This window comes from Streptomyces sp. CB01635, from assembly GCF_002803065.1.
Classification (GTDB): domain Bacteria; phylum Actinomycetota; class Actinomycetes; order Streptomycetales; family Streptomycetaceae; genus Streptomyces.
The window spans coordinates 394,041-419,976 of sequence record NZ_NNBL01000002.1 but is presented as its reverse complement, the minus strand read 5'-3'; the positions used below and the strand labels follow the sequence as shown (position 1 = coordinate 419,976).

Here is a 25,936-nt window from a genome sequence, read left to right as displayed (position 1 = left end):
ACGTGCCGGCTACTTGATCAAGTAGATCGTGGCGAAAAGGCCGATCCAGACGACATCGACGAAGTGCCAGTAATAGGACACGACGATGGCTGCGGTCGCCTGCTCATGGGTGAACTTCCTGGCCGCGTATGTGCGGCCGAGGACGAACAGGAAGGCGATGAGGCCGCCTGTCACGTGCAGTCCATGGAAGCCAGTCGTCAGGTAGAACACCGAACCGTACGGGTCGGAGGACAGCGAGAGACCGTCCTTCTTGACCAGCTCGGTGTACTCGAAGATCTGACCGCCGATGAAGATCGCACCCATGATGAAGGTGACGATGAACCATGTCCTGAGCTTCTTCACATCCCCGCGCTCGGCGGCGAACACGCCGAGCTGACAGGTCAGTGAGGAGAGCACCAGGATCGTGGTGTTCGTCGCTGAGAACGGAACGTTCAGCGACTCGGCCATTTCCTTCCAGTGATCTGGCCCGGTCACCGATCGCAGGGTGAAGTACATCGCGAAGAGGGCCGCGAAGAACATCAGCTCGGAACTCAGCCAGATGATGGTTCCGACGCTGGTGAGGTTCGGCCGATTGACCGACGGGTGCGCGTGCCCGGTTTCTACTGTCGTTGCTGTCGCCACGACCGACATTATGTCGGTCGCTTATCTCGCGCTCACCCCGGGGGGTGCCGTTCGGAGTGTCTGTGGGGTGTGTCCAGCCCGTATGGCCCATCGGGGCGGTGTCCGAACCGGTGTTGACGGGGTGTCGGGAGGAGTAGGCTCCGCGCAACGCTTCCCCACCTCGATGAGTCAAAGACGCCGAAGTCTCGGAGGAACGATGCAGTCGACCGCGACGGTCCTGGTCTACAGCGACAACGCAAGCACCCGCGAACAGGTCCGCCTCGCGACCGGGCGCCGGCCCGCCGCCGACGCCCCCGAGATCGAGTTCGTCGAGTGCGCCACGCTCCCGGCGGTCCTCAAGGAGCTGGACCGCGGCGGCATCGACGTCTGCGTCCTGGACGGCGAGGCCGTTCCTGCGGGCGGCATGGGCGTCTGCCGGCAGATCAAGGACGAGATCTTCCACTGCCCGCCGGTGCTGCTCCTGATGGGCCGCCCGCAGGACGCCTGGCTGGCCACCTGGAGCCGCGCCGAGGCCGCCGTGACGCTGCCGGTCGATCCGGTGGAGTTCGCGGGCGCACTGGCCTCCCTGCTGCGCTCCCGGCGCGCCGTGGAGGCGTAGGGCGCTTCGGTACGCCGACGGGGCGGCCCGCAGCGCTGCTGCGGGCCGCCCCGTCCGTGTGTGTTCCGGAGTCAGAAGTCTCACACCTCGGGGCTCAGCCGGGCCGCCTGGACCGTGCTGCGGCCGCCGTCCCCCGCGACCGCCTGGACGGCGCTGCCCTTCTCCCAGTTCTTCCAGCTGAGGTTCCAGTCGCCGAAGCCGTTGCCGAACGGGTCCATCTGCGCGCCGTTGCTGTTGATGACCTTCACGACGTCGCCGGTGCGGACGGTGTTGAAGAACCACTCGGCGTTGCTCATGCTCATGCCGGTGCAGCCGTGGCTGACGTTGGCGTACCCCTGCGAGCCCTGGGACCAGGGCGCGGCGTGCACGTATTCGCCGCTCCAGGTCACCCGGGTCGCGAAGTACACGGGCATGTCGTAGGACTCCGACGAGCCCTCGGCGATGCCGATGCTGGTGCTGCGCATCCGTACGAAGCGTTCCTTGCCGAGTACGACCTTGACGCCGTTGCGGGTCTCGAAGCCGGGCTTGCCGGTGGTGACGGGGATGGTGTTGATCACTCGGCCGTTGCGGTAGACCGTCATCTGGTGAGAGCCGGCGTCGGTCACGGCCTCTATTCGGTCGCCGATGGTGAGGCGAAGCGGCTTGGAGGCGCCGCCCCAGAGGCGGTCGCCGATCTTTATGCCGTCGAGGGTGCTGTGCGCTTCCACGGTGGCCCCTGCGGGCCAGTACTCCTCGGGGCGGAAGTGCAGCGTCTTGTCGTCCACCCACGTCCAGGAGCCCGCCACGGCGGGCTCCGAGTCGACCTTCAGGGCCCGCTCGACGACGGCCCGTGCGGCCTTGTCCTTGACGGCGGCGCTGAGTTCGGCGGTGACGGGCTGTCCGACGCCGTACTTGCCGGCCTCGGGGCCGAAGGTGACCTTGAGGGACTTCTTCTTGTCCGGGTGGCCCGTGTCGAAGGTGAGGACCTTGCGGCCGGGCGCGCCCTCGTCGTCCTCGGTGCTCACGTGCACCGTGTAGTGGGCGTCGGCGGCGAGCGGGGCGGTGCTGTGCCACCTGCTGCCGTCGGCGGACAGTTCGCCCACGACATAGCGGCCTATCTCGTCGGTGGCCGTGACATCGGTTATGCGTGCCTCGTCGCCCTCCGAGGTGATCTCTATGGGCTTGTCCGGGTCGGCCTTCTTGCTCCCGGACTCCCCGCTGAAGCCGATCTCGCCCGCCGCGTCGTACGGCTTGGCGGAGAGCGGGTGACTGGAGCCGCTGCAGCCCGTGACGCTCGCACCGAGTGCGGTCACCAGCAGAGTGCAGCCCATTACCATGCGAATTCTCGGTGAGTTGTTCATGAGCAACACGGTATGAACCCTCGCCGCTCGCGGCGCGTCGATTGGGCCGTCCGAGGCACGGCCGGGGCGGGGCACGGGAAAGGGCCCGGACACTCCTGACGGAGTGCCCGGGCCCTTTCGGCGCCGTCCGGGCCCTACTGGGTCCGGTTCTCGCCGCGGTAGTACTCGAAGACCCAGCCCCACAGGCCGATCCCGATGATCGGGGCCGAGAAGTACATCAGCCACCAGCCGAAGATGACGCCCATGAAGCCGAGCGCACCGCCGATGGCCAGAGCCAGCGGCTGCCAGCTGTGCGGGCTGAAGAAGCCCACCTCACCGGCGTCGTCCGCGACATCGGCCTCCTTGTTGTCCTGCGCACCCGTGTCGAGCCGCCGGGCCGTGAAGGCCAGGTAGTAGCCGACCATGATGCACAGGCCGAAGGACAGGAAGAGCGCCGTGGTTCCGGCGGGCTCCTTCGACCACACGCCGTAGACGATCGCCATGGCGAGCACGAAGACGCTCAGCCAGATGAACATCTTGCCTTGGACCTTCACTTGCCGGCCTCCTTGCCACCAGAGAGAGCCTTGCCCCCGTGGCCGCCGTTCTGGAGCTGGTCCATCGCGGCGATCTCCGGGTGGTGCAGGTCGAACGCCGGCGATTCACTGCGAATGCGCGGCAGGGTGAGGAAGTTGTGCCGCGGCGGCGGGCAGGACGTCGCCCATTCGAGCGAACGGCCGTAGCCCCACGGGTCGTCGACCTCGACCTTCTTGCCGTACTTGGCTGTCTTCCACACGTTGTAGAAGAACGGCAGGATCGACAGACCGAGCAGGAACGAGGAGATCGTCGAGATCGTGTTCAGCGCGGTGAAGCCGTCGGCCGCGAGGTAGTCCGCGTAACGACGCGGCATGCCCTCGACGCCCAGCCAGTGCTGCACCAGGAACGTGCCGTGGAAGCCGATGAACAGCGTCCAGAACGTGATCTTGCCGAGCCGCTCGTCGAGCATCTTGCCCGTGAACTTCGGCCACCAGAAGTGGAATCCGGCGAACATCGCGAACACCACGGTGCCGAAGACGACGTAGTGGAAGTGCGCGACGACGAAGTACGAGTCCGAGACGTGGAAGTCCAGCGGCGGGGCCGCCAGGATGACGCCGGTCAGACCACCGAAGACGAAGGTGATCAGGAAGCCGATCGTCCAGAGCATCGGTGTCTCGAAGGACAGTGAGCCCTTCCACATCGTGCCGATCCAGTTGAAGAACTTCACGCCTGTCGGTACGGCGATGAGGAACGTCATGAAGGAGAAGAACGGCAACAGCACGCCGCCGGTGACGTACATGTGGTGCGCCCACACGGTCACGGAGAGACCCGCGATCGCAATGGTCGCGCCGATCAGGCCCGAGTAGCCGAACATCGGCTTCCTCGAGAACACCGGGATCACTTCGGAAATGATTCCGAAGAATGGCAACGCGATGATGTACACCTCTGGGTGTCCGAAGAACCAGAAGAGGTGTTGCCATAGCAAGGCGCCGCCATTACTGGCGTCGAACACATGCGCACCGAACTTACGATCCGCCTCCAGGGCGAACAGCGCGGCGGCCAGGACCGGGAAGGCGAGCAGGACCAGGACGGCGGTCAGCAGCACGTTCCATACGAAGATCGGCATGCGGAACATCGTCATGCCGGGAGCGCGCATGCAGATGATCGTGGTGATGAAGTTGACCGCGCCGAGGATGGTGCCGAAGCCGGAGAAGGCCAGACCCATGATCCACATGTCGGCGCCGATGCCCGGGCTGCGGACCGCGTCCGACAGCGGGGAGTAGGCGAACCAGCCGAAGTCGGCCGCACCCTGCGGGGTGAGGAAACCGCCGACGGCGATGGTCGAGCCGAACAGGTAGAGCCAGTAGGCGAACATGTTCAGCCGCGGGAACGCCACGTCGGGCGCGCCGATCTGCAGCGGCATGATCCAGTTCGTGAAACCGGCGAACAGCGGCGTCGCGAACATCAGCAGCATGATCGTGCCGTGCATCGTGAACGCCTGGTTGAACTGCTCGTTCGACATGATCTGGTTGCCGGGACGAGCGAGTTCGGCGCGCATGAAGAGCGCCATGACTCCGCCGATGCAGAAGAACGCGAACGACGTGACCAGGTAGAGCGTGCCGATCGTCTTGTGGTCAGTGGTGGTCAGCCACTTGACGACGACATTCCCCGGCTGCTTGCGCCTGACCGGCAACTCGTTCTCGTACGAGTCGTCAGCTGCGGCGGCACCCTGAGGTTCGTTGAGGATGCTCACAGGTTGTTCGTCTCCCGGTTCTTCTCGTGGCTCGTCTGCGCGATGCCGGACGGGATGTAACCGGTCTGCCCCTTCTTCACGAGGTCCTTGAGGTGCTGCTGGTAGCGCTCAGGAGAGACGACCTTCACGTTGAACAGCATGCGCGAGTGGTCGACGCCGCAGAGCTCGGCGCACTTGCCCAGGAAGGTGCCCTCCCGGTTGGGAGTCACCTCGAAGGCGTTGGTGTGGCCGGGAATGACGTCCTGCTTCATCAGGAACGGCACCACCCAGAAGTCATGGATGACGTCGCGCGAGGTGAGGACGAACCGGACCTTCTCGCCCTTGGGGAGCCAGAGGGTGGGGCCGGGGTTCTTCGTCTGCGGGTTCACCGACGCCGGCGTACCGGCCTCGTAGACGCCGCCGGCGTTCGCCGGGAAGTCCTTGATGAAGCGGTCCGGAATGCCGGCCAGTTCCTTCGAGGTCTTCGCGTCACCCGTGGAGCCGGGCACGTTCTCGACATAGTTGAAGCCCCAGCTCCACTGATAGCCGACCACGTTGATGGTGTGGGCCGGCTTGTCGTCGAGGCTGAGGAGCTTCGTCTCGTCTCGCGCCGTGAAGTAGAAGAGGACCGAGACGATGATGAGCGGTACCACCGTGTACAGCGCCTCGAGCGGCATGTTGTACCGCGTCTGCGTTGGTACCTCGATCTTGGTGCGGCTGCGCCGGTGGAAGATGATGCTCCACAGGATCAGGCCCCAGACAAGGACGCCCGTGGCGAGCGCTGCCGCCCACGAGCCCTGCCAGAGGGAGAGGATCCTGGGACCTTCTTCCGTAACCGGGGTCGGCATACCAAGACGAGGAAAGTCCTTGTATGTGCAACCAGTAGCGGTTACCAGGATCAGGCCCGCAGTCAGCACCTGCGGCAGCTTCCGCCGCATCGGGCGCCGCGACGAGCGGTCGGAGCCGTTGGGACTCACGTAGCGCCTTCCCGAGAGTCTCGCCCGCGCTGGTTGGCTACGGCCGTCTCGCTGGTCGCTCGCCGCCCTGGCACACGGGCAGGGGTTTGGATGTTTATGCGGACCAAACCCTACTGGACGCTATTTGGGGTCGCGCGGGGAGGGTGCCTAACGCGCCGCGGGTCACTCAGAAGGGGTGGAACTTGCTGTTCCGGGGGGATCTGACGGGGGATCGGGGGGATGCCCGGCGGGTGACGGGCGCGGGTGGTCCGGCGGGTGACGGGCGCGGGTGGCCCGGCGGGGGCGCGCTCCGGGTGGCCGGTCACCCCCTCCCCTCACCCCTTGCGGGAGGCCACGCTCACCCGGGGCTTTACCGTTGCGGTGTGTCCTACTTCGACGCTGCCTCCTCCGCTCCCCTGCACCCCGTTGCCCGGCAGGCGCTGCTCGCCTCGCTCGACGAGGGGTGGGCCGACCCCGCCCGGCTCTACCGCGAGGGGAGGCGGGCCCGGCTGCTGCTCGACGCCGCCCGTGAGGCCGCCGCCGATGCCGTGGGCTGCCGCCCGGACGAGCTTGTTTTCACCCCTTCGGGGACGCGTGCGGTGCACTCCGGGATCTCCGGCGCGCTCGCGGGACGTCGGCGTGCCGGCCGGCACCTGGTGGTTTCCGCGGTCGAGCACTCCTCAGTACTCCATTCGGCTGCCGCGCTGGAGGCGGACGGAGGTTCGGTGACCGAGGTGGGCGTGGACCGGGCCGGTTCCGTCTCCCCCGCCGCGTACGCCGAAGCGCTCAGGCAGGACACGGCGCTCGCCTGCCTCCAGTCCGCCAACCACGAGGTGGGGACGGTGCAGCCGGTGGCCGAGGTCGCCGCGGCGTGCCGGGCCGCCGGGGTGCCGCTGCTCGTGGACGCGGCGCAGTCGCTGGCGTGGGGTCGGGTCGAGGGCGACTGGTCGCTGCTCGCGGGCAGTGCGCACAAGTGGGGCGGCCCGGCGGGCGTCGGACTGCTCGTCGTGCGCAAGGGGGTGCGGTTCGCACCCCAAGGCCCGGCGGACGAACGGGAGTCGGGGCGGGCGGCCGGCTTCGAGAACATTCCGGCCGTCGTGGCGGCGGCGGCCTCACTGCGGGCGGTGCGGGCCGAGGCGGCGGCGGAGGACGCGCGGCTGCGGGAGTTGACGGAGCGGATCCGGGCGCGTGTCCCGGGGCTCGTGCCCGATGTCGAGGTGGTGGGCGACCCGGTGCGGCGGCTGCCCCACGTAGTCACCTTCTCCTGTCTCTATGTCGACGGCGAGACTCTGCTGCACGAGCTGGACCGGGCCGGTTTTTCTGTTTCGTCCGGATCGTCGTGCACGAGCAGCACGCTGACGCCGAGCCATGTGCTCAAGGCGATGGGGGTGCTGAGCGAGGGGAACGTACGGGTGTCGCTGCCGCTCAGGACGGCCGAGGGCGACGTCGAGCGGTTCCTCGAGGTGCTGCCGGGGACGGTCGCTTCGGTACGGGAGCGGCTCGGGGCGACGGCCGTGACCGCGCCCGCCCCCGCGCCGGCGAGTGCGCCCTCGCTCGTGGTGGACGCGCTCGGGAAGCGGTGCCCGATCCCCGTCATCGAACTGGCGAAGGTGATCGGGGACGTCCCGGTGGGCGGGACGGTGACCGTGCTCGCCGACGACGAGGCGGCGCGGCTCGACATCCCGGCGTGGTGCGAGATGCGGAGCCAGCAGTACGTCGGGGAGGAGCCGGCGGAGCGCGGTGCCGCCTTTGTGGTCCGCCGGCTCTCCTGACGGGACTACTTCAGGTACTCCTTGACCTCGGCCGCGGCCTCGTGGCCGTACGCCTTGGTGAAGCGGTCCATGAAGTGGCCGCGGCGCAGCTGGTACTCCTGCGTGCCGAGGGTCTCGATGACCAGTGTGGCGAGCATGCAGCCGACCTGGGCGGCGCGCTCATGGCCGACGCCCCAGGCCAGGCCGGACAGGAAGCCCGCGCGGAACGCGTCGCCGACGCCGGTCGGGTCGACCTTGGCCTCCTCCTCGGCGCAACCGACCTCGATCGGGTCCTCGCCGACACCCTCGATACGGACGCCGCGCGAGCCGAGAGTCGTGACGCGGTGGCCGACCTTGCCGAGGATCTCCTCGTCGGTCCAGCCGGTCTTGCTCTCGATGAGGCCCTTCTCGTACTCGTTCGAGAAGAGGTACGTGGCGCCGTCCAGGAGCGTGCGGATCTCGTCGCCGTTCATCCGGGCGATCTGCTGCGAGAAGTCCGCGGCGAACGGGATGGAGCGCGAGCGGCACTCCTCCGTGTGACGGAGCATGCCCTCCGGGTCGTCCGCGCCGATCAGGACCAGGTCGAGGCCGCCGACGCGCTCGGCGACGGACTGCAGCTCGATGAGGCGGGCCTCGCTCATGGCGCCCGTGTAGAAGGAGCCGATCTGGTTGTGGTCGACGTCCGTGGTGCAGACGAAGCGGGCCGTGTGCAGGACCTCGGAGATGCGCACGGAGGCGGTGTCCACGCCGTGCCGGTCGAGCCAGGCGCGGTACTCGTCGAAGTCGGAGCCCGCGGCGCCGACCAGGATCGGGTCCGTGCCGAGCTGCCCCATGCCGAACGCGATGTTCGCGCCGACACCGCCCCGGCGGACGTCGAGGTTGTCGACGAGGAAGGAGAGGGAGACCGTGTGCAGCTGATCCGCGACCAGCTGGTCGGCGAAGCGGCCGGGGAAGGTCATGAGGTGGTCGGTGGCGATGGAACCGGTGACTGCGATACGCACGGCGTGGTCACGTCTTCCTGAGCGGAGGGGGTTGACGCTTTACGCTACCGGGTCGCGTCCGTCCGACTGAAGCGGCAAAATTACCCGATAGTAGGGCTTTCTTCGCGGGGCCGGACCTGCATAGCGTTCCTTTATGACGAACCTCAAGGTCCGCACCGCGTCCGCGCCGCTCGACCTCGAAGGCGGCCTCGCGTCCCTGCGCGGCGACTGCGCCCGAATGGCCCCGCACTGGACGGCCCCCGCCAAGGAGAAGCAGACTCCCGTCGCCCCCTCCCTCCCCCACGGCGTCGTCGTGCCCTCCAAGTCCGCGCGGCTCATCGACTCGATGTCCGAATACGGGGACTAGAGGCGGGCCGGTGCGGGCCCTGGGGAGCGAGGAGGGAACCACACACTCCCCCGCCGCGTCCCATCGCTGTCCCCCGTAAAGGGGATACGGCGTACGACGCGGCAAAGGAGCGATGCAGTGAGCACCGAGCAGACGCAGGATCGACACCGGGGGCGGTCTCCGCTGGCCGTCGCCTCGGTCGCGGCAGCGGTACTCCTCGTCGGTGGCGGTGGCGCGTATTTCGCGGCGACCTCGGCCGACGGCGACGGCCGTGGCGGCTCCCCGGCAGCGGGCGACGGCTCCGCTCCCCCACCGCTCGCCCTGGACGGATACCGGGAGGGCGGTACGGGCTCCACCTCGGGGATCGCGCCGGGCGAGCCCGACCCGAACGGCACCCGCTACCGGGCCGACGGCAAGCTCCCCACGGGGCCCGGCGACGCCCCCGTCTACCGGACCGAGGGCAAGGTGACCGCGGCCGATGTCGCAGAACTTGCCAGGACGCTGGACGCGCAGGGCACCCCGCGCCTGGAGAACGGCGCCTGGAAGGTGGGCCCGGCCAAGGACGGCTCGGGTCCCTCGCTCCAGGTGACCGAGCGAGCCCCCGGCGCATGGACGTATGCGCGCTACGCACCGTCCGCGGGCCACAAGTGCGCGAGCCCCACCAAGTGCACCGAGGCGCCGGGGAACGGCAGCACCAAGGACGCCGTGAGTGAGGACGCCGCGAAGAAGGCGGCCGCTCCGGTCCTCAAGGCGCTCGGCCAGGACGACGCGAAGCTCGACGCGCGCCAACTGATGGGCGCGATACGGGTGGTGAACGCGGAGCCCCGCGTGGGCGACCTGCCCACGTACGGCTGGACCACGGGCGTCCAGGTCGGCTCGGACGGTCAAGTGGTGGGCGGCAGCGGCCAGTTGAAGAAGCCGGCCAAGGGCGACACGTATCCCGTGATCAGCGCGCAGAAGACGCTCGACCTGCTCAACTCCACGGCTGTCGGGGCCGGTCGCGTCGGTATCGGCGGCTGTGCGAGCCCGGTGCCGGTGCAGGAGCGGGACGAGGCGCCGTGCAAGGCGCCGACGAAGCTGCCCGCGGCGGAGCCCGTCCATGTCACGGGCGCGACGTTCGGGCTCGCGGCGCAGTTCACGCAGGGGCGGCAGATCCTCGTACCGTCGTGGCTGTTCCAGGTGAAGCCGCAGGGCGGGCAGGCGGCCTTCACGGTGACGCATCCCGCGGTGGACCCGAAGTTCCTGACGGCGCCGCAAGCGCAGGGGCCGACCGGCAAGCCGAGCCCGCGGCCGAGCGTGCAGCCCGGTGACCCGGGGACCGACACCCGCGATGTGCGCCCCGACGGCTACACCGGGGACGGGCGGACGCTGACGGCGCACTTCACGGGCGGCGTGTGCAGCACCTACACGGCCTCGGCGACGGAGCAGGACGGCAAGGTCGCCCTGAAGGTCACGGAGACGCGGAAGAAGGGCACGGTCTGCGTCGCGATGGCGAAGTTCTACACGCTGCCGGTGACGCTGGACGAGCCGCTCGACGGCCGGAAGGTCGTGGACTCGAACGACAAGGCGGTGCCGCACGCGGACGGCAGGCAGGGACACGAGCCGGCGCCGCAGAGCTGACGTCGCCGAAACGCGAAGCGGCGGTTCCCCCTCGAGGGGGAACCGCCGCTTCGCGTGTGTACGGGTTCAGGCTCAGCTGAACGAGTCGCCGCAGGCGCAGGAGCCCGTGGCGTTCGGGTTGTCGATCGTGAAGCCCTGCTTCTCGATGGTGTCGACGAAGTCGACGGAGGCGCCGCCCAGGTACGGGGCGCTCATGCGGTCGGTGACGACCTTGACGCCACCGAAGTCCTTCACGACGTCCCCGTCGAGGGAGCGCTCGTCGAAGAAGAGCTGGTAACGCAGGCCGGAGCAGCCTCCGGGCTGTACGGCGACGCGCAGCGCCAGGTCGTCGCGCCCTTCCTGGTCAAGGAGGGCCTTGACCTTGGCCGCGGCGGCGTCGGACAGGAGGATGCCGTCGCTCACGGTGGTGGTCTCGTCCGATACGGACATCTGCTTCTCTCCAGGGTTGTACGGAGACTGCTTGCCGACGTTCCAACCGGCGGGGCCGCGGTTTCATTCCGGCCCTGGCGCTCGTGTTTCGCCTCTCGGCGAGTTCGGCTTCCTTGCCCTTTCATGCTCGCACACCCGGCGCGGGACGGGCACGGGCCGGTCCACGCGGATTGCGTCACATCGACACGATGGCCATCGTCATTCTGACGTGAAGCAGTTATGATAGATAGCGTCATTTCGACGAGAAGCCTCGCCGCACGAATGTCATAACAAGAAAGGGTGCGTGACGTGACCACGGCCCAGACCACCGTTGACCTGGATGTTCAGCCGACTCCGCTGGCTCTCCTGCTGCTCGGCCGCGAGGCCGACCCGCGCAGCGAGCGCGGCGTGGAGTGCCCTGGAGACCTGCCCTCCCCGTCCGACCCGGACCTGGTGGAGCGCGCCCGCGCGGCCAAGGAGAGGCTCGGGGACAAGGTCTTCGTGCTCGGCCACCACTACCAGCGCGACGAGGTCATCCAGTTCGCGGACGTCACCGGCGACTCCTTCAAGCTCGCCCGCGACGCGGCCGCCCGGCCGGAGGCCGAGTACATCGTCTTCTGCGGTGTGCACTTCATGGCCGAGTCCGCCGACATCCTCACCGGCGACGACCAGAAGGTGGTCCTGCCCGACCTGGCCGCCGGGTGCTCCATGGCCGACATGGCCACCGCCGAGCAGGTCGCCGAGTGCTGGGACGTGCTGACCGAGGCCGGCATCGCCGATCAGGTCGTGCCGGTCTCCTACATGAACTCCTCGGCGGACATCAAGGCGTTCACCGGCAAGCACGGCGGCACCATCTGCACCTCGTCGAACGCGAAGAGGGCGCTGGACTGGGCATTCGAGCAGGGCGAGCCCAATTCAACAAAGGTGCTGTTCCTGCCGGACCAGCACCTGGGCCGCAACACGGCCGTACGGGACATGGGCATGTCCCTGGAGGACTGCGTCCTGTACAACCCGCACAAGCCGAACGGCGGCCTGACCGCCGAGGAGCTGCGGAACGCGAAGATGATCCTGTGGCGCGGGCACTGCTCGGTGCACGGGCGCTTCTCGATCGACTCGGTCGACGACGTCCGCGAGCGGATCCCCGGCGTACGGGTCCTGGTGCACCCCGAGTGCAAGCACGAGGTCGTCGCCGCGGCGGACGAGGTCGGCTCGACGGAGTACATCATCAAGGCGCTCGACGCGGCCCCCGCCGGGTCGAAGTGGGCGATCGGCACCGAGCTCAACCTGGTGCGGCGCCTCGCCAACGCGCACCCCGACAAGGAGATCGTCTTCCTCGACAAGACGGTCTGCTTCTGCTCGACGATGAACCGCATCGACCTGCCGCACCTGGTGTGGACCCTGGAGTCGCTGGCCGAGGGCAACCTGGTCAACCGGATCGAGGTCGACCGCGAGACGGAGCAGTTCGCCAAGCAGGCGCTGGAGCGGATGCTGGCGCTGCCGTAGGCACCACCAGCGCGAGAAAGCCCGGAGCCCGGGTCCCACTTGACGGTGGGACCCGGGCTCCGGGCGTTGTGCCGGGTGCGTCAGACCTGGGCCGGCTCCGGCTCGCCGGACTCAGCCTCCGAGGCCTGCGCGGCCTCCTGCTCGGCCGGCACGCCGGCCTTCTGCGCCCGCTTCGCCTCGCGCTTCTTGCGGCGCCGCTCCTTGCGGAGCTCCAGCATCGCGTAGAGCGTCGGGACGAGGAGGAGCGTCAGAAGCGTCGACGTGATCAGGCCGCCGATCACCACGACCGCGAGCGGCTGGGCGATGAAGCCGCCCTCGCCGGTGACGCCGAGCGCCATCGGGAGCAGGGCGAAGATCGTCGCCAGGGCCGTCATGAGGATCGGGCGCAGACGGTGGCGGCCGCCCTCGATGACCGCCTCGATCGTGCCGTAGCCCTCCTTGCGGTACTGGTTGATCAGGTCGATCAGGACGATCGCGTTGGTGACCACGATGCCGATGAGCATCAGCATGCCGATCATCGCCGGGACACCCATCGGGGTGCCGGTGGCGATGAGCAGGCCGATCGCGCCGGTCGCCGCGAACGGGATCGAGACCAGCAGGATCAGCGGCTGGGCCAGCGAGCGGAACGTGGCGACCAGGAGCATGAACACGATCGCGATCGCGGCCAGCATGGCGAGGCCGAGGTTCTTGAACGCGTCGTCCTGGTCGGACGTGACGCCGCCGATCGTGGCCGTCGCGCCCGCGGGCAGCTTCAGTGCCTTGATCTTCGTCTGTAGGTCGGCGCTGACCGCGCCCGTGTTGTCACCGGTCGGCTTGGCCGTGATCGTCGCGGCGCGGGCGCCGTCGATCCGGGTCATGGAGACCGGCCCGTCGACCAGCTTCACCGTGGCGATGTCGCCGAGCTTCAGACCGCCGGGACCCATCGGGAGCTTCTTGAGCTCGGCCATGGTGGTGGCGGGCTTCGCCGACTTCACGACGACGTCGCGCTCGGTGTCGTCGAGGATCGCCTTGCCGCTGGTGGTGCCGCGCACGGCCTGGCCGACGGCCGCGCCGAGCGTGGTGTCGTTGAACCCGGACGCCGCTGCCTTGGAGTTGGCCCTGACCGAGATGCGCGGGACCGACTGCGACAGGTCGCTGGTGACGTCCGTGACGTCGTCGAGCTCGGCGACCTCGGCGCGGACCTCGTCGGCCGCCTTGCGCAGGACCTGGCCGTCGGCCGCCTTCACCACGACGCTGAGGTCCTGGCTGCCGAAGCCGTCACCGGCCGCGATGGTGGTCCGGCCGATCCCGGAGAGCTCCCCGAGACCCTTCTCGATGCGGTCCTGGGTCTTCTCGTACGACGCCTTGCCCTTCAGCGTCACCTGGTACGACGCCTGGTTGGTGTCAGTACCGCCGCCGAAGGCCGCCATGAAGCCGGACGAGCCGATGGTGACCTGGTAGTCCTTGACCGAGTCGACGCCGTCGAGCAGCTTCTCGACCTTCTTCGCCGCGGCGTCGGTCGCCGCCAGGCTGGTGCCCGGCTTCAGCTCCTGCTTGATGGACAGGACTTCCTGCTCGCCCTGGTCGAAGAAGTTCGTCTTCAGCATGGGGGCCATGCCGAACGTGCCGACCAGGACCACGACCGCGATGAGGACGCTGGTGAGGCGGCGACGGGTCGCGAAGCGCAGGACGGGGACGTAGATCCGCTGGAGCCAGGAACGCGCCTCCTTCTCCTCCGCCTTGCGGCGCGCCTCCTCCGGGTCGACACCCTTGATCGCCTTGGGCGGGCGCAGGAACCAGTACGACAGGACCGGCACGACGGTGAGCGAGACGATCAGCGAGGCCAGCAGGGCCGCCGTGACCGTCAGGGAGAACGAGCCGAACAGCTCGCCGACCATGCCGCCCACCAGACCGATGGGCAGGAAGACGGCGACGGTGGTCAGGGTGGACGACGTGACGGCGCCCGCGACCTCGCGGACCGCCTTGAGGATCGCCTCCTGGCGCTCCTCGCCGTAGCCGAGGTGCCGCTTGATGTTCTCCAGGACGACGATGGAGTCGTCCACGACGCGGCCGATCGCGATGGTCAGCGCACCGAGCGTGAGCATGTTGAGCGAGAGGTCGCGGGTCCAGAGCACGATCAGGGCCAGGACGACCGAGAGCGGGATCGAGACCGCGGTGACCAGGGTCGAGCGGATCGACGCCAGGAAGACGAGGATGACGAGGACCGCGAAGAGCAGGCCGAGCGCGCCCTCCGTGGTCAGGCCGTCGATGGACTTGGAGACGGCCGGGCCCTGGTCGCTGACGACCGTGAGCTTCGCACCGGTGCCGAGGTCCTTGCGCAGGTCGGGGAGCTTGTCCTTGACCGCGTCGGAGATGGCGACCGCACTGCCGTCGTGGTCCATGGTGACCATGACCGCAAGGCTGGGCTTGCCGTCGGTGCGGGTGATCGAGTCGGCCTTGGCGGGCTGTTGCGCGACCTTGGCGACGTCACCGAGGCGTACGGGCTTCCTGACGCCCTCGCCGGTGACCATCAGGTCCTGGATCTGCTTCAGGGAGGTGAAACCGCCGCCGACCTGGACGGTGCGGTTGCTGCCGCCCTCGTCGAAGGAGCCGGCGGGCAGGGTCGCGCCGCCCGCCTGGAGGGACTGGCCGAGCGCGGCCTGGCTGACGCCGGCCGCGGCGAGCTTCTTGTCGTCGGGGGTGACGGTGACCTGGAGGTCGCGCACACCGTCGACGGTGACCTGGCCGACGCCGTCGATGTCCTTGAGGGACGGGACGACGGTCTTGTCGAGCTGGTCGGCGAGCGCCTGCTGGTCCTTGTCGGACGTGACGGCGAGGACCACGGTCGGTATGTCGTCCGTGGAGCCCGCGACGACCTGCGGGTCGACGTCGTCGGGGAGCTGGGCGCGGGCCCGGTTCACGGCCTGCTGGACGTCGGCGACGAGCTGCTTGGAGCCGTTGCCGTAGTCGAACTGGGCCATGATCACGGCGTTGCCCTCGCTCGCCGTGGAGGTGATGCCGGTGATGCCGTCGACCGCGTCGATGGTCGACTCGAGCGGCTCGATGACCTGCTTCTCGACCACGTCGGGAGACGCGCCCTGGTACGGGGCCAGGACGGACACCATGGGCAGTTCGATGGAGGGCAGCAGCTGCTGCTTGAGCTGAGGGATCGCGATGGCGCCGAAGACGATCGCGATGATCGACATCAGCCCGATCAGGGCCCGTTGAGCGAGGCTGAATCTCGACAGCCAGGACATGGTGTGGGTCTCTCTCTGTGGCGAGCGCGGCAGGAGGGGCCCCGGGCGTCCGGGGGACGCTTGTGCATCCTGAGAACGCGGTACGTCGGCAGACATGCGCGGGGCCCCCTACACCCTCAGTCATGCCGGAGGGCGGTTCCGTCGCTCCCAGGTCCCGTTCTTATGCGCCGCATACTGCGCCCGTAGTACGCGGAGGCCCCGGCTCACTCCACCCTTGGACGGACCAGGCCCGATTCGTACGCGATTACGACGAGTTGGGCACGGTCCCGGGCGCCGAGCTTGGCCATGGCGCGGTTCACATGGGTTTTGACCGTGAGGGGGCTGACCTGGAGGCGCTCCGCGATCTCGTCGTTCGAGTGGCCGCCGGCGACCTGGACGAGGACCTCGCGCTCGCGGGTGGTGAGCGCGGCGAGGCGTTCGCCGTGGGCGCCGCCGGGGCGCGCGCCGTCCTCCCAGTCGCCGTACCCCTCGCCCTGCGCGAGGAACTTGGCGATCAGGCCCTTGGTCGCGACGGGCGACAGGAGCGCCTCGCCCGCGGCGGCGATCCGCACCGCCCCGAGCAGTTCCTCGGGTTCGGCGCCCTTGCCGAGGAAGCCGGAGGCGCCCGCGCGCAGCGACTGGACGACGTACTCGTCCACCTCGAAGGTCGTGAGCATCACGACGCGTACGTGCGCCAGTTCGGGGTCGGCGCTGATCAGTCGGGTCGCTGCGAGTCCGTCGGTACCGGGCATCCGGATGTCCATCAGGACGACGTCGGCCTTCTCGGACTTGGCGAGGCGGACGGCCTCCGCACCGTCGGACGCCTCGCCGACGACGAGCATGTCGGGTTCGGAGTCCACGAGGACGCGGAAGGCGCTGCGCAGCAGGGCCTGGTCGTCGGCGAGCAGTACCCGAATGGTCATCCAGCGTCCCTCGTGTCCGTGGCGCGGCCCGCGGTGGCGTGGGCCTGGACGGGCAGGATCGCATGGACGCGGAACCCGCCCCCGTACCGCGGTCCGACCGACAGACTGCCGCCGACCGCGGCGACGCGCTCGCGCATGCCGAGCAGGCCGTGGCCGCCGCTGTCGGGCGAGGGCTGCGCGGTGCCGGGGCCGTTGTCGAGGATCGTGACCTCGATGTTCGGGCCTACGCGCACGACGCTGACCTCGGCCTTGGCCTCGGCGCCCGCGTGCTTCTGCACATTGGTGAGGGCCTCTTGGACGATGCGGTAGGCGGCCAGGTCGACGGCGGCCGGCAGGCCGGTGGCGCGGTCGGAGCAGGTGACCTCGACGGGCAGGCCCGCGTTGCGGAACGTGCCGACGAGGTCTTCGAGGCGGTCGAGTCCCGGCGCCGGTTCGGTCGGGGCCTCGGGGTCGCCGGACTGCCTCAACAGGCCGACGGTGGCGCGGAGTTCGTTGAGCGCGGAGCGGCTCGCCTCGCGCACGTGCGAGAGGGCCTCCTTGGCCTGGTCGGGGCGCTTGTCCATGACGTGCGAGGCGACGCCCGCCTGGACGTTGACCAGGGCGATGTGGTGCGCGACGACGTCGTGCAGGTCGCGGGCGATGCGCAGGCGCTCCTCGGCGACGCGGCGCCGGGCCTCCTCCTCCCGTGTGCGCTCGGCCCGCTCGGCCCGCTCGCGGATCGCGTCGACGAACGCGCGCCGGCTGCGCACGGCGTCACCGGCCGCGGCGGCCATGCCGGTCCAGGCGAAGACGCCGATGTTCTCCTGCGAGTACCAGGGCAGGGGGCCCGCCAGCATGGCGGCGCCGGTGAGGACGGTCATGGTGGCGAGGCCGACGCGCCAGGTGGTGGGGCGGTCGGTGGTGGCGGCGACGGTGTAGAGCGCGACGACGGCGCTCATCGAGACGGGTGCGCGCGGGTCGCCGGTGATGAGTTCGGCGAGGGTGACGGCGGAGGTGGCCGCGAGGACCGCCATGGGGGCGCGGCGCCGAAGAACGAGTGCGGCCGCGCCGAGGACCATGAAGACGACGCTGAGGAGCTGGGGACTGCGGGTGCCCCAGGTGGGGGTGCCGTCGCCGCCGCCGTTCGGATCGGCGAAGGAGGCGGCGATCATGCAGAGCAGCACCGCCGCCGCGAGGGCCGCGTCCATGGCCCGGGGGTGAGTCCTGGCCCAGCGTACGAAGGGGGTCACCGGCGTCACGGTATCGCCCCCTCGTCCGTGCGTGGCACGCCCGTCCAGATGCGGTGCGCGCGGCAGGCCGCGTACCGCCCGTGACGGCTCAGCCAGGGATCAGACCGTCGTCGCTCAGCATCTCCCGGACCTCTTCCAGGGTCGCGTCCGGGGACGGAAGGATGAGTTCCGAGGGTTCCAGGGACGCGTCGGGCAGAGGGGTGCCGAGAGAGCGGACCGTTTCGAGCAGGGCGTTGAGCGTGCGGCGGAAAGCGGGACCGTCCCCGTTCTCCATCTCGGCCAGGAGCTCGTTGTCGAGCTTGTTGAGCTCGGTGAAGTGGCTGTCGGCCAGCTCCACCTGCCCCTCCCCCATGATCCGTACGATCATGACGCCCTCCTCGGCGTGGGACTACTGCTTGTCGAAGCGCGGGGTGTCCTGCGGCGTCTGGGTCGGCGACTGCTGGCCCTGGCCCTGCCCGCCCTCGATGGCCTGCTGCGAGGAGGAGGAACCGCCCGACAGCTCGGCCTTCATCCGCTGGAGTTCCAGCTCTACATCCGTACCACCGGAGAGGCGGTCCAGCTCGCTCTGGATGTCGTCCTTGGCGAGGCCGGACTGGTCGTCGAGGGCGCCGGAGGCAAGCAGTTCGTCGATCGCGCCGGCCCGGGCCTGGAGCTGCGCCGTCTTGTCCTCGGCACGCTGGATGGCCATGCCCACGTCGCCCATCTCCTCGGAGATGCCGGAGAAGGCCTCGCCGATCCGGGTCTGCGCCTGGGCCGCCGTGTAGGTCGCCTTGATCGTCTCCTTCTTCGTACGGAAGGCGTCGACCTTGGCCTGGAGGCGCTGCGCCGCGAGGGTGAGCTTCTCCTCCTCGCCCTGGAGGGTCTGGTGCTGCGTCTCCAGGTCGGTGACCTGCTGCTGGAGGGCGGCCCGGCGCGAGAGCGCCTCGCGGGCCAGGTCCTCGCGGCCGAGCGCGAGCGCCTTGCGGCCCTGGTCCTCCAGCTTGGACGACTGGTTCTGGAGCTGGTTGAGCTGCAGCTCCAGGCGCTTGCGCGACGTCGCCACGTCGGCGACACCGCGGCGCACCTTCTGGAGCAGCTCCAGCTGTTTCTGGTACGAGTAATCGAGGGTCTCGCGCGGGTCCTCGGCCCGGTCAAGGGCCTTGTTCGCCTTCGCGCGGAAGATCATCCCCATACGCTTCATGACACCGCTCATGGGCTTCGCGCGCCCCCTTCTGACAGATCCAGCAGACGTCCAGCACCAGCACTGCGACAGAACCCACAGTACGGGTCCTGCCTCTATTACCGCACTGTTCAGGCGCGGATGCGCTCATCCCCAAGGACGACTGCGTACGGTCCCGCTCCGGCGCAGGGAGTAGGTGTCCCCCTGGGGGCCGGATCGACGGGCACACGGTGCAGCTGCCGGGAACGCTCAGCAACACTGACGCAGGGTGTTGCCGGATCGTTCCCCACTCGCCTCTGGTCCATGCGCCCGCACCCCGTACCCTTGGGTTTTGTGTTCCGTAGCCGATCCAAGGACGAGAAGGCCCAGGCCGCCAAGGCGCCGGTGACCGACTCCACGCAGCCCCGTGACCCGCAGGCCCCCAAGGGCCGCCCCACGCCCAAGCGCAGCCAGGCCCAGACCCAGCGCCGCAGCGTGGCCAATACGCCGACGACCCGCAAGGAGGCGTCGAAGCGGCAGCGCGAAGAGCGCCGCACCGCGATGGAGAGGCAGCGCCAGGCGCTCGCCAGCGGTGACGAGCGTTACCTTCCCGCCCGCGACAAGGGTCCGGTGCGAAAGTTCGCGCGCGACTTCGTCGACTCGCGCTTCTGCATCGCCGAGTTCTTCCTGCCCCTGGCGGTGGTCATCCTCGTGATGACCATGGTCCGGATCTCCAGCCTGCAGAACATCGCGCTGCTGCTCTGGCTCATCGTGATCGTGCTGATCGTGCTCGACTCGGTCGTCACCGCGTTCCGCCTGAAGAAGCGCCTGGCCGAGAAGTTCCCGAACGAGCCGAAGAAGGGCGCCGTCGCGTACGCCCTGATGCGCACGCTCCAGATGCGCCGGCTCCGTCTGCCCAAGCCCCAGGTCAAGCGCGGGGAGCGGCCCTGACCACGGAGGCCTTCTCCGGCGGCGCCGCGGCGTCCTGGCTCGGCAAGCTCGACGGTCTGCGCAACGCCGTACGCCAAGAGCTCGTGGCACGGCAGCTCGACGAGCAGCTCGCCGCGCGTTACCCCGTGGGGCAGCGGCTGCGGGTGCTCGACGTCGGCATGGGCCAGGGCACGCAGGCCCTGCGCCTCGCCCGTGCCGGACATCAGGTGACCGGGGTCGAGCAGGATCCCGAGATGGTGGCCGCGGCACGGGCCGCGCTCGCCGGGGAGCCCGAGGGCATCCGCGGCCGGGTACGCCTCGTGGAGGGCGACGGCCGGGAGACCGGGGTGCACTTCCTGCCCGGCAGCTTCGACGTGGTGCTGTGCCACGGGGTCCTGATGTACGTAGAGGACCCCGACGCGCTGCTCGCGGGCCTGGCGCGGATGCTGGCCCCCGGTGGCCTGCTCTCGCTCCTCGTGCGCAACGGTGACGCGCTCGCCATGCGGCCCGGCCTCGCCGGGGACTGGCAGGCGGCGCTCGGCTCCTTCGACACGGCCTCGTACCGCAACCGGCTCGGGCTCGACGTGCGGGCCGACCGGCTCGGCGCGCTGACCGCCACGCTGGCCGGGATCGGGGCTCCGCTGCACGCCTGGTACGGGGTGCGGGTCTTCACGGACACGGCGGGGGACGACGTGCCCGTGCCGCCGCCCGGCGAGTTCCACACGCTGCTCGCGGCGGAGGAGCGGGCGGGCCGCACGGAGCCGTACCGCCGGGTGGCGGCGCTGCTGCACCTGTGCGGTGTGCGCGGCTGACGGCCCCGTCGCGCCCCCTGTTCGGCGGCCCACCGCAGGCAGGAACAACGGGACGACGGTGACAATCCGGGCATGGATCCTTTCCGTGCCCGTTCCCGTGCCCGCTCTCTTTCCGGTTCCCGTACGCGTGCCCGTCCCACTCGTAGCGGGCGTGCCCGCGTTCTGCGGCTCGCGCTGCCGCTGACCGCCGTCGTCTGCTCGCTGGCCCTGGTCGGCGGCTGCTCCGGGGACGACTCCGCCGGCCCGTCCGACCCGTCGACGAAGCCGTCCGCCACCACGGAGCAGGCCGCGCTCGCCTCCGGCAACGCTCTGCAGGCCGACTACCAGAAGGTGATCAAGGACGTCCTGCCGTCCGTCGTCCAGATCCAGGCCTCGTCCGAGCAGGGCTCCGGGATCGTCTACGACGACAAGGGCCACGTCGTCACCAACGCGCACGTGGTCGGCGACGAGAAGACGTTCAAGGTGACCACGTCCAACAGCGAGACCGAGCTGACCGCGACGCTCGTCTACGCCTACCCCGAGCAGGACCTCGCCGTCATCAAGCTGGACAAGGTGGCCGAGGGGCTCAAGCCGGCGAGGTTCGCGGACTCGTCCAAGGTCGAGGTCGGCCAGATCACCCTGGCGATGGGCTCGCCGCTCGGCCTCTCCTCCAGCGTCACCCAGGGCATCGTCTCGGCGACCGGGCGGACCGTCAGCGAGAACCGCGAGGCCGGCGGGACCGGCGCCACCATCGGGAACATGGTGCAGACGTCCGCGGCGATCAACCCGGGCAACAGCGGCGGCGCCCTCGTCAATCTCGACGGGCAGGTCGTCGGCATCCCGACGCTCGCCGCGACGGACCCCAACATGAGCGGCGGCGCGGCGCCCGGCATCGGGTTCGCGATCCCCTCGTCCATGGTCTCGACGGTCGCCGACCAGGTCATCAAGAAGGGCAAGGTCACGGACTCGGGGCGGGCCGCGCTCGGCATCACGGGCCGTACGGTGCTCGGCAGCTCCTACCAGCCGGACGGGGTCGCCGTCGTGGACGTCGACGACGGCGGGGCCGCGCAGAAGGCCGGGATCCAGTCCGGGGACGTCATCACCCAGGTCGGCGACACAGACGTCAACACGATGGTGTCGCTCGCGGAGGAACTCGCCGCCGACAAGCCCGGCGACAAGGTCTCGGTCGCGTACCTGAGGAACGGGGCCGCTATGACGGCCGAGGTCACGCTCGGCGAGATGTAGGACGGACCTGTCGGGACACGGCGGAAGACAGAAGGGCGGCGACCCGTGCGGGTCGCCGCCCTTCTCGGCGTTGCAAAAGGAGCTGCGGACCTACGCCGGCGCGTCCTCCGCGTGCAGGCCCATCGGGCCGTAGATCACCGCGTCGTCCTCGAAGAGGGTGACCTGGTCGGCGCCGCCTTCCGCGAGGGCCTTCCAGTACTCGCCGATCCACGACTCCGCGTCGCCCTGAGTCGTGAACTCCTCGGGCTGCACCGCCGGCTGGACCTCCGTCCCGTCCGACTTCTCGAACCTCCACGTCCACGCCGCCATGTCAGCCTCCAGGGAGTCAACGGACCAGCTCACAGTCTCACTACTGCCCGGAAGCCTAGCCGGGCGAGCGCCACTCGCGGTGGCGCGGGAGGATCTTCCCGTGGAACTCACTCTGCTCGGCACCGGCGCCCCCACCGGACTGCCCCGCCCGGACTGCCCCTGCGCGGCCTGCGCCACCGCCCTCGGGCCGGTTGGCGCGCGTGCCGCGACCGCGCTCCTGATCGACGGCACGCTGCTGCTCGACCTCACGCCGGGGGCGGCGTTCGCCGCCGCCCGCTCGGGGCACAGCCTCAGCGGTGTACGGCAGGTGCTGCTCTCGCATCCGCACGACGGGCCCCCCGTCGAGGTGCCTGCGGGGCTCGTGTCACCGGTCCGGGTGCCGGACGGGAGCGAGCTGGCGCTGCTGACCGGGCACCGGGTGCGGGCCCTGCCGACGGACTCGCCGGGGACGGGCTACGAGGTGACCGGACCGGACGGCGAGCGGCTGCTGTACCTGCCGCCGGGCGCGGCGCCCGCGGGCTTCGAGGAGGCCGAGCGGCCGTACGAGATGGTGCTCGCCGACATCGTGGACCGCCCCGACGCGGCGGCGAGGCTGCGGGCCGTGGGCGCGATCGGCGCGACGACCGATGTGCTCGCGGTCCACATCGACCACGACGTGCCGCCGGGGCCCGAGCTGACGCGCCGTCTCGCGGCGGCGGGCGCGCGGGCCGTGCCGGACGGGACGACGCTCGTCGTGGGGGCGTACGAGGACGTGCCGGACGTGCCGCGCAGGACGCTGGTCCTCGGCGGGGCCAGGTCGGGGAAGTCGGTCGAGGCCGAGCGGCGCCTGGAGGCGTTCCCGGGCGTGCTGTACGTGGCGACGGGCGGCACGCGGGGCGGGGACACCGAGTGGTCGCAGCGGGTGGCGCTGCACCGTGAGCGGCGCCCGGGCTCCTGGAACACGACGGAGACCTGCGACCTCGTGCCGCTCCTCGCGCAGGACGGACCTCCGCTGCTCATCGACTGCCTGTCGCTGTGGCTGACGTACGCCATGGACGAGGTGCAGGCCTGGGACGACGCGGAGTGGGCGGGCGGCGGGGAGCGGGCGCTGCGGGAGAAGGTCGCGGCGCTGACGGAGGCCGTGCGGAACACCCGTCGCACGGTGGTCGCCGTGTCGAACGAGGTGGGTTCCGGGATCGTCCCGGCCACGGCGTCGGGCCGCCGCTACCGGGACGAACTGGGGCGCCTGAACACGGCGTTCGCAGCCGAGTGCGAACAGGTACTGCTCGTGGTGGCCGGGCAGGTGCTGGTGCTGCGCGGCTGACGCGGGGCGATCGGTCGTGGTTCGGGCAGGGTTCGGTCAGGGCCGCGGGTCCCTGCCGGGCCCTGTGGTGTTCTTGCGGGCGACGATCCGGTAGGCGTTGGAGAAGCGGGTGCGGCCCGCGAGCGGGGCGAGCAGTTGGTCCGCCGCGTAGGCCGCGGCGACGAGGGGCACGGCGGCGTACGTCAGGGCCGTGCGGATCCCGCGCTGGAGCGGGGTCGGGGCCTTGCTGCGCCAGGGGGCGTCGGCACTCGGCAGCCAGTGGCCGAGGAACAGGGCGAGCCCGGCCGTGAGGTCGAGCGGGACGTGCGCCTCGCGGCGGTCGGTCGCGACGACGGTGTAGCCGAGGCGCTCCAGCTCGCGGCGGAGGTTGTCCATCGGGATGAGGTGCAGGTGCTGGGGCTGGAAGTACGACACCCACCACTTGCCGAGCAGCTTCGCGTAGCGGCTCTCGGGGTCGGGGACCTCGATGAGGAGGTGGCCACCGGGGCGCAGGACGGTGCGGGCGGCCTTGAGTTCGTCGCGCGGGTCTGTGGCGTGCTCCAGGTAGTGGAACATGCTCAGCGCGTCGTAGCGTCCCGCGAGGGCGGGGGCGAGTTCGGTGAGGGTGCCGCGGTGGGCCTCCTCGACGCGGCCGGCCCTGCGGCCCTCCTCGACGGCGGCTCCGGCGTCGAGCCCGTCGAAGGCGGTGTACGGGTGGACCTCCTTGGCGGCCGCCGGGAAGTGGCCCTGCCCGGTGGCGACGTCCAGCCAGCTCTCCGGCTCGATGAGGGCCAGCAGGGTGCGGGCTGCGGCGCGGTGACGGCGGGCCGAGTGCCGCGCCGAGTGCTGGGCCTTCAGGAGTCTGGCGGAGTGGCCGGCGTTGAGCCCGTCGTAGAAGTCCCGGTAGTAGAAGGCCAGTCCCTCGGGGGTCAGGCGCGGGTTCTGGAAGGAGTGCGAGCAGGCGCGGCACTGGTCGACGACGAAGCTGCCGGGCTTGTGCTGGAGGAGGTCGGTGGTCCGCAGCCGGGTGCGCAGCCGGCTGGAGCCGCACCAGGGGCAGTCGGTCCTGCGCGGCTCGTGGAACCGGTCGGTGCCCTGGGCGAGTTCGGTGAGATAGGCGGGCCGCCGCTCGGCGACGGCCTCGGTCGTGGGGGTCATCACGAACTCCTGTGGGACGGTCCGAGGGGCGCCACACCACCCTGGGGCGATACGACAATCCGGGGCATCCTGGAACGTAAAGGATCACGGAGAGACCCGCAATGACGCTGCGGATGCGATGCATCGCATGGCGTAACACCACGTCATGCGCCGCGTCGGGGAACGGCCGGTACTGTTCGGCGAATGAGCTCGCTGAATCTCGACGACTTCACCGATCTGATCGAGCGCCCCGACGGCGGGACGCGCCGCGACGCCGAGGAACGCCGTGCCCGCTTCGCGGTGCCGCCCGGCGCGCTCGGCCGCCTCGACGAGCTGGGCGAGTGGCTGTCCGCCGCCCAGGCCGCGGTGCCGGTCAAGCCGCTGGAGCGCCCGCGCGTGGTGCTGTTCGCGGGTGACCACGGGATCGCGGAACTCGGGGTGTCGGCGCGGCCCGCGGGCAGTGCCGCGGAGCTGGTGCGCCAGGCCGTCGAGGGCGGGAGCGCGTCCGCGATCCTCGCGCGGCGCCTGGGTGTTCCGGTGCGGATCGTCGACATGTCGCTGGACTGCGAGCCCGACGAGCTGCCCGCCGAGGTCGTACGGCACCGGGTGCGCAGGTCGTCCGGGCGCATCGACATCGAGGACGCGCTGACGCCCGAGGAGGCGGAGGCCGCGTTCCGCGCGGGCATGGCCGTCGCCGACGAGGAGGCGGACTCCGGCACGGATCTGGTGGTGCTCGGCGATCTCAGCGTGGGCGGGACGACGGCGGCCGCGACGCTGATCGCGGCGCTGTGCGGGACGGACGCGTCCGTGGTGACCGGGCGCGGCGGCTCGCCGATCGACGACCTGGCGTGGATGCGCAAGTGCGCGGCCGTGCGGGACGCCCTGCGGCGGGCCAGGCCCGTACTCGGCGACCAGCTGGCGCTGCTCGGCGCGGTGGGCGGCGCGGACCTCGCCGCCGCGACCGGGTTCCTGCTGCAGAGCGCGGTGCGGCGTACGCCGGTGATCCTGGACGGCGTCGTGTCGGCGGCGTGCGCGCTCGTCGGGCAGCGGATCGCGTTCCGGGCGCCGGACTGGTGGCTGGCCGGCCAGGCGAGCGGGGAGCCCGCGCAGGCGAAGGCGCTGGACCGGATGGCGATGGAGCCGCTGCTCGACCAGGGCGTGACGGTGGGCGAGGGAGCGGGGGCGCTGCTCGCGCTGCCGCTGGTGCAGGCCGCCGCGGCGCTGGCCGCGGAGCTGCCGGAGGCCCCGCAGGCCGCCGACGAGCCGCAGGTCACCGAGGCGGCCGCCGAGGAGCCGGAGACGGCCGACGCGACCGAGTAGGGCACGCGGCACGCTGCTTGACGGCGGGTCACGGCAGGCTTCGGCCCCG

24 protein-coding genes are annotated in these 25,936 nt (G+C 70.3%); 10 read left to right on the top strand and 14 right to left on the bottom strand.

The genetic code is table 11. The features are described from left to right. Nucleotides 1-9: 9 nt before the first annotated feature. A complete protein-coding gene (ctaE, locus tag CG723_RS05895) occupies nt 10-630 on the bottom strand; it encodes an aa3-type cytochrome oxidase subunit III (protein ID WP_100592161.1) in 621 nt (206 codons plus the stop codon). A 187-nt stretch (nt 631-817) separates the two neighbouring features. Between ctaE and CG723_RS05890 the strand changes: the two genes are divergently transcribed. Then, nucleotides 818-1,219 carry a hypothetical protein gene (locus CG723_RS05890; protein WP_100592160.1) on the top strand — a complete coding sequence of 134 codons (402 nt, stop codon included), beginning with the start codon at nt 818-820 and terminating at the stop codon, nt 1,217-1,219. An 80-nt stretch (nt 1,220-1,299) separates the two neighbouring features. Here CG723_RS05890 and CG723_RS05885 read toward each other — a convergent pair whose 3' ends face one another. The 4 genes from CG723_RS05885 to ctaC all read right to left on the bottom strand — a co-directional run bounded on the left by CG723_RS05885 (nt 1,300) and on the right by ctaC (nt 5,781). After that, nucleotides 1,300-2,559, bottom strand: coding sequence for a L,D-transpeptidase (locus CG723_RS05885; protein WP_100592159.1), 1,260 nt, complete (start codon nt 2,557-2,559; stop codon nt 1,300-1,302). A gap of 134 nt (nt 2,560-2,693) precedes the next feature. Next, entirely contained in the window at nt 2,694-3,092 is a 399-nt protein-coding gene (locus tag CG723_RS05880; protein ID WP_100592158.1) for a cytochrome c oxidase subunit 4, read from the bottom strand. Continuing rightward, complete coding sequence (gene ctaD, locus CG723_RS05875) at nt 3,089-4,825, bottom strand: aa3-type cytochrome oxidase subunit I (RefSeq protein WP_100592157.1); 1,737 nt, start codon at nt 4,823-4,825, stop codon at nt 3,089-3,091. The genes CG723_RS05880 and ctaD overlap by 4 nt, the downstream gene beginning before the upstream one ends. Beyond that, nucleotides 4,822-5,781: an aa3-type cytochrome oxidase subunit II gene (gene ctaC, locus CG723_RS05870; protein WP_100592156.1), complete on the bottom strand. Its 960-nt coding sequence runs from the start codon at nt 5,779-5,781 to the stop codon at nt 4,822-4,824. The genes ctaD and ctaC overlap by 4 nt, the downstream gene beginning before the upstream one ends. Nucleotides 5,782-6,143: 362 nt before the next feature. Here ctaC and CG723_RS05865 point away from each other — a divergent pair, with 362 nt between their 5' ends. Continuing rightward, a complete protein-coding gene (locus CG723_RS05865; protein WP_100592155.1) occupies nt 6,144-7,532 on the top strand; it encodes a cysteine desulfurase/sulfurtransferase TusA family protein in 1,389 nt (462 codons plus the stop codon). A gap of 5 nt (nt 7,533-7,537) precedes the next feature. Here CG723_RS05865 and CG723_RS05860 read toward each other — a convergent pair whose 3' ends face one another. Next, complete coding sequence (locus CG723_RS05860; RefSeq protein ID WP_100592154.1) at nt 7,538-8,512, bottom strand: carbohydrate kinase family protein; 975 nt, start codon at nt 8,510-8,512, stop codon at nt 7,538-7,540. A gap of 133 nt (nt 8,513-8,645) precedes the next feature. Between CG723_RS05860 and CG723_RS05855 the strand changes: the two genes are divergently transcribed. Together CG723_RS05855 and CG723_RS05850 are read left to right on the top strand one after the other, a co-directional pair. Then, nucleotides 8,646-8,858, top strand: a complete 213-nt coding sequence (locus CG723_RS05855; protein WP_100592153.1) for a hypothetical protein — start codon at nt 8,646-8,648, stop codon at nt 8,856-8,858. 117 nt (nt 8,859-8,975) lie between these two features. Further along, nucleotides 8,976-10,457: a hypothetical protein gene (locus CG723_RS05850; RefSeq protein WP_100592152.1), complete on the top strand. Its 1,482-nt coding sequence runs from the start codon at nt 8,976-8,978 to the stop codon at nt 10,455-10,457. A gap of 72 nt (nt 10,458-10,529) precedes the next feature. Here CG723_RS05850 and CG723_RS05845 read toward each other — a convergent pair whose 3' ends face one another. Further along, a complete protein-coding gene (locus CG723_RS05845; RefSeq protein WP_100592151.1) occupies nt 10,530-10,886 on the bottom strand; it encodes an iron-sulfur cluster assembly accessory protein in 357 nt (118 codons plus the stop codon). Between the two features lie 279 nt (nt 10,887-11,165). Between CG723_RS05845 and nadA the strand changes: the two genes are divergently transcribed. Continuing rightward, a complete protein-coding gene (gene nadA / locus CG723_RS05840) occupies nt 11,166-12,368 on the top strand; it encodes a quinolinate synthase NadA (protein ID WP_100592150.1) in 1,203 nt (400 codons plus the stop codon). 80 nt (nt 12,369-12,448) lie between these two features. Here the strand turns inward: nadA and CG723_RS05835 are convergent, their stop codons facing one another. The 5 genes from CG723_RS05835 to CG723_RS05815 form a co-directional block, all read right to left on the bottom strand. After that, nucleotides 12,449-15,604: an efflux RND transporter permease subunit gene (locus tag CG723_RS05835; protein WP_100592149.1), complete on the bottom strand. Its 3,156-nt coding sequence runs from the start codon at nt 15,602-15,604 to the stop codon at nt 12,449-12,451. A gap of 203 nt (nt 15,605-15,807) precedes the next feature. After that, nucleotides 15,808-16,506 (bottom strand): response regulator, encoded by a 699-nt coding sequence (locus CG723_RS05830; RefSeq protein WP_100592148.1) that lies wholly within the window; start codon nt 16,504-16,506, stop codon nt 15,808-15,810. Next, nucleotides 16,503-17,735, bottom strand: coding sequence for a sensor histidine kinase (locus CG723_RS05825; RefSeq protein WP_442802524.1), 1,233 nt, complete (start codon nt 17,733-17,735; stop codon nt 16,503-16,505). The genes CG723_RS05830 and CG723_RS05825 overlap by 4 nt, the downstream gene beginning before the upstream one ends. Nucleotides 17,736-17,823: 88 nt before the next feature. Further along, on the bottom strand, nt 17,824-18,102 hold the full coding sequence (pspAA, locus tag CG723_RS05820; RefSeq protein ID WP_100592146.1) for a PspA-associated protein PspAA: 279 nt from the start codon (nt 18,100-18,102) through the stop codon (nt 17,824-17,826). Nucleotides 18,103-18,123: 21 nt separating this feature from the next. Beyond that, a complete protein-coding gene (locus tag CG723_RS05815) occupies nt 18,124-18,927 on the bottom strand; it encodes a PspA/IM30 family protein (protein WP_100592145.1) in 804 nt (267 codons plus the stop codon). A 270-nt stretch (nt 18,928-19,197) separates the two neighbouring features. On the opposite strand from CG723_RS05815, the gene CG723_RS05810 reads away from it, so the two are divergent. From CG723_RS05810 to CG723_RS05800, 3 genes are all read left to right on the top strand, one after another. Continuing rightward, entirely contained in the window at nt 19,198-19,824 is a 627-nt protein-coding gene (locus tag CG723_RS05810) for a DUF3043 domain-containing protein (RefSeq protein ID WP_199841665.1), read from the top strand. 83 nt (nt 19,825-19,907) lie between these two features. Further along, a complete protein-coding gene (locus CG723_RS05805) occupies nt 19,908-20,615 on the top strand; it encodes a class I SAM-dependent methyltransferase (protein WP_100592143.1) in 708 nt (235 codons plus the stop codon). 180 nt (nt 20,616-20,795) lie between these two features. Continuing rightward, complete coding sequence (locus CG723_RS05800) at nt 20,796-21,839, top strand: S1C family serine protease (RefSeq protein WP_442802530.1); 1,044 nt, start codon at nt 20,796-20,798, stop codon at nt 21,837-21,839. A gap of 90 nt (nt 21,840-21,929) precedes the next feature. Here the strand turns inward: CG723_RS05800 and CG723_RS05795 are convergent, their stop codons facing one another. Beyond that, nucleotides 21,930-22,148, bottom strand: a complete 219-nt coding sequence (locus CG723_RS05795; RefSeq protein WP_100592141.1) for a hypothetical protein — start codon at nt 22,146-22,148, stop codon at nt 21,930-21,932. 100 nt (nt 22,149-22,248) lie between these two features. Here CG723_RS05795 and CG723_RS05790 point away from each other — a divergent pair, with 100 nt between their 5' ends. Then, entirely contained in the window at nt 22,249-23,451 is a 1,203-nt protein-coding gene (locus tag CG723_RS05790; protein ID WP_100592140.1) for a bifunctional adenosylcobinamide kinase/adenosylcobinamide-phosphate guanylyltransferase, read from the top strand. 36 nt (nt 23,452-23,487) lie between these two features. Here the strand turns inward: CG723_RS05790 and CG723_RS05785 are convergent, their stop codons facing one another. Beyond that, nucleotides 23,488-24,588 (bottom strand): class I SAM-dependent methyltransferase, encoded by a 1,101-nt coding sequence (locus tag CG723_RS05785; RefSeq protein ID WP_100592139.1) that lies wholly within the window; start codon nt 24,586-24,588, stop codon nt 23,488-23,490. A 183-nt stretch (nt 24,589-24,771) separates the two neighbouring features. Here CG723_RS05785 and cobT point away from each other — a divergent pair, with 183 nt between their 5' ends. Beyond that, nucleotides 24,772-25,887: a nicotinate-nucleotide--dimethylbenzimidazole phosphoribosyltransferase gene (gene cobT, locus CG723_RS05780; RefSeq protein ID WP_100592138.1), complete on the top strand. Its 1,116-nt coding sequence runs from the start codon at nt 24,772-24,774 to the stop codon at nt 25,885-25,887. The last annotated feature ends 49 nt before the right edge of the window (nt 25,888-25,936 follow it).

What these genes read in the sequence shown, in the direction of transcription:
- ctaE (WP_100592161.1), bottom strand. Translation starts at nt 630, where the DNA reads ATGTCGGTCGTGGCGACAGCAACGACAGTAGAAACCGGGCACGCGCAC.
- CG723_RS05890 (WP_100592160.1), top strand. Translation starts at nt 818, where the DNA reads ATGCAGTCGACCGCGACGGTCCTGGTCTACAGCGACAACGCAAGCACC.
- CG723_RS05885 (WP_100592159.1), bottom strand. Translation starts at nt 2,559, where the DNA reads ATGAACAACTCACCGAGAATTCGCATGGTAATGGGCTGCACTCTGCTG.
- CG723_RS05855 (WP_100592153.1), top strand. Translation starts at nt 8,646, where the DNA reads ATGACGAACCTCAAGGTCCGCACCGCGTCCGCGCCGCTCGACCTCGAA.
- CG723_RS05845 (WP_100592151.1), bottom strand. Translation starts at nt 10,886, where the DNA reads ATGTCCGTATCGGACGAGACCACCACCGTGAGCGACGGCATCCTCCTG.
- CG723_RS05835 (WP_100592149.1), bottom strand. Translation starts at nt 15,604, where the DNA reads ATGTCCTGGCTGTCGAGATTCAGCCTCGCTCAACGGGCCCTGATCGGG.
- CG723_RS05830 (WP_100592148.1), bottom strand. Translation starts at nt 16,506, where the DNA reads ATGACCATTCGGGTACTGCTCGCCGACGACCAGGCCCTGCTGCGCAGC.
- pspAA (WP_100592146.1), bottom strand. Translation starts at nt 18,102, where the DNA reads ATGATCGTACGGATCATGGGGGAGGGGCAGGTGGAGCTGGCCGACAGC.
- CG723_RS05815 (WP_100592145.1), bottom strand. Translation starts at nt 18,927, where the DNA reads ATGAGCGGTGTCATGAAGCGTATGGGGATGATCTTCCGCGCGAAGGCG.
- CG723_RS05810 (WP_199841665.1), top strand. Translation starts at nt 19,198, where the DNA reads ATGCGCCCGCACCCCGTACCCTTGGGTTTTGTGTTCCGTAGCCGATCC.
- CG723_RS05795 (WP_100592141.1), bottom strand. Translation starts at nt 22,148, where the DNA reads ATGGCGGCGTGGACGTGGAGGTTCGAGAAGTCGGACGGGACGGAGGTC.
- CG723_RS05785 (WP_100592139.1), bottom strand. Translation starts at nt 24,588, where the DNA reads ATGACCCCCACGACCGAGGCCGTCGCCGAGCGGCGGCCCGCCTATCTC.
- cobT (WP_100592138.1), top strand. Translation starts at nt 24,772, where the DNA reads ATGAGCTCGCTGAATCTCGACGACTTCACCGATCTGATCGAGCGCCCC.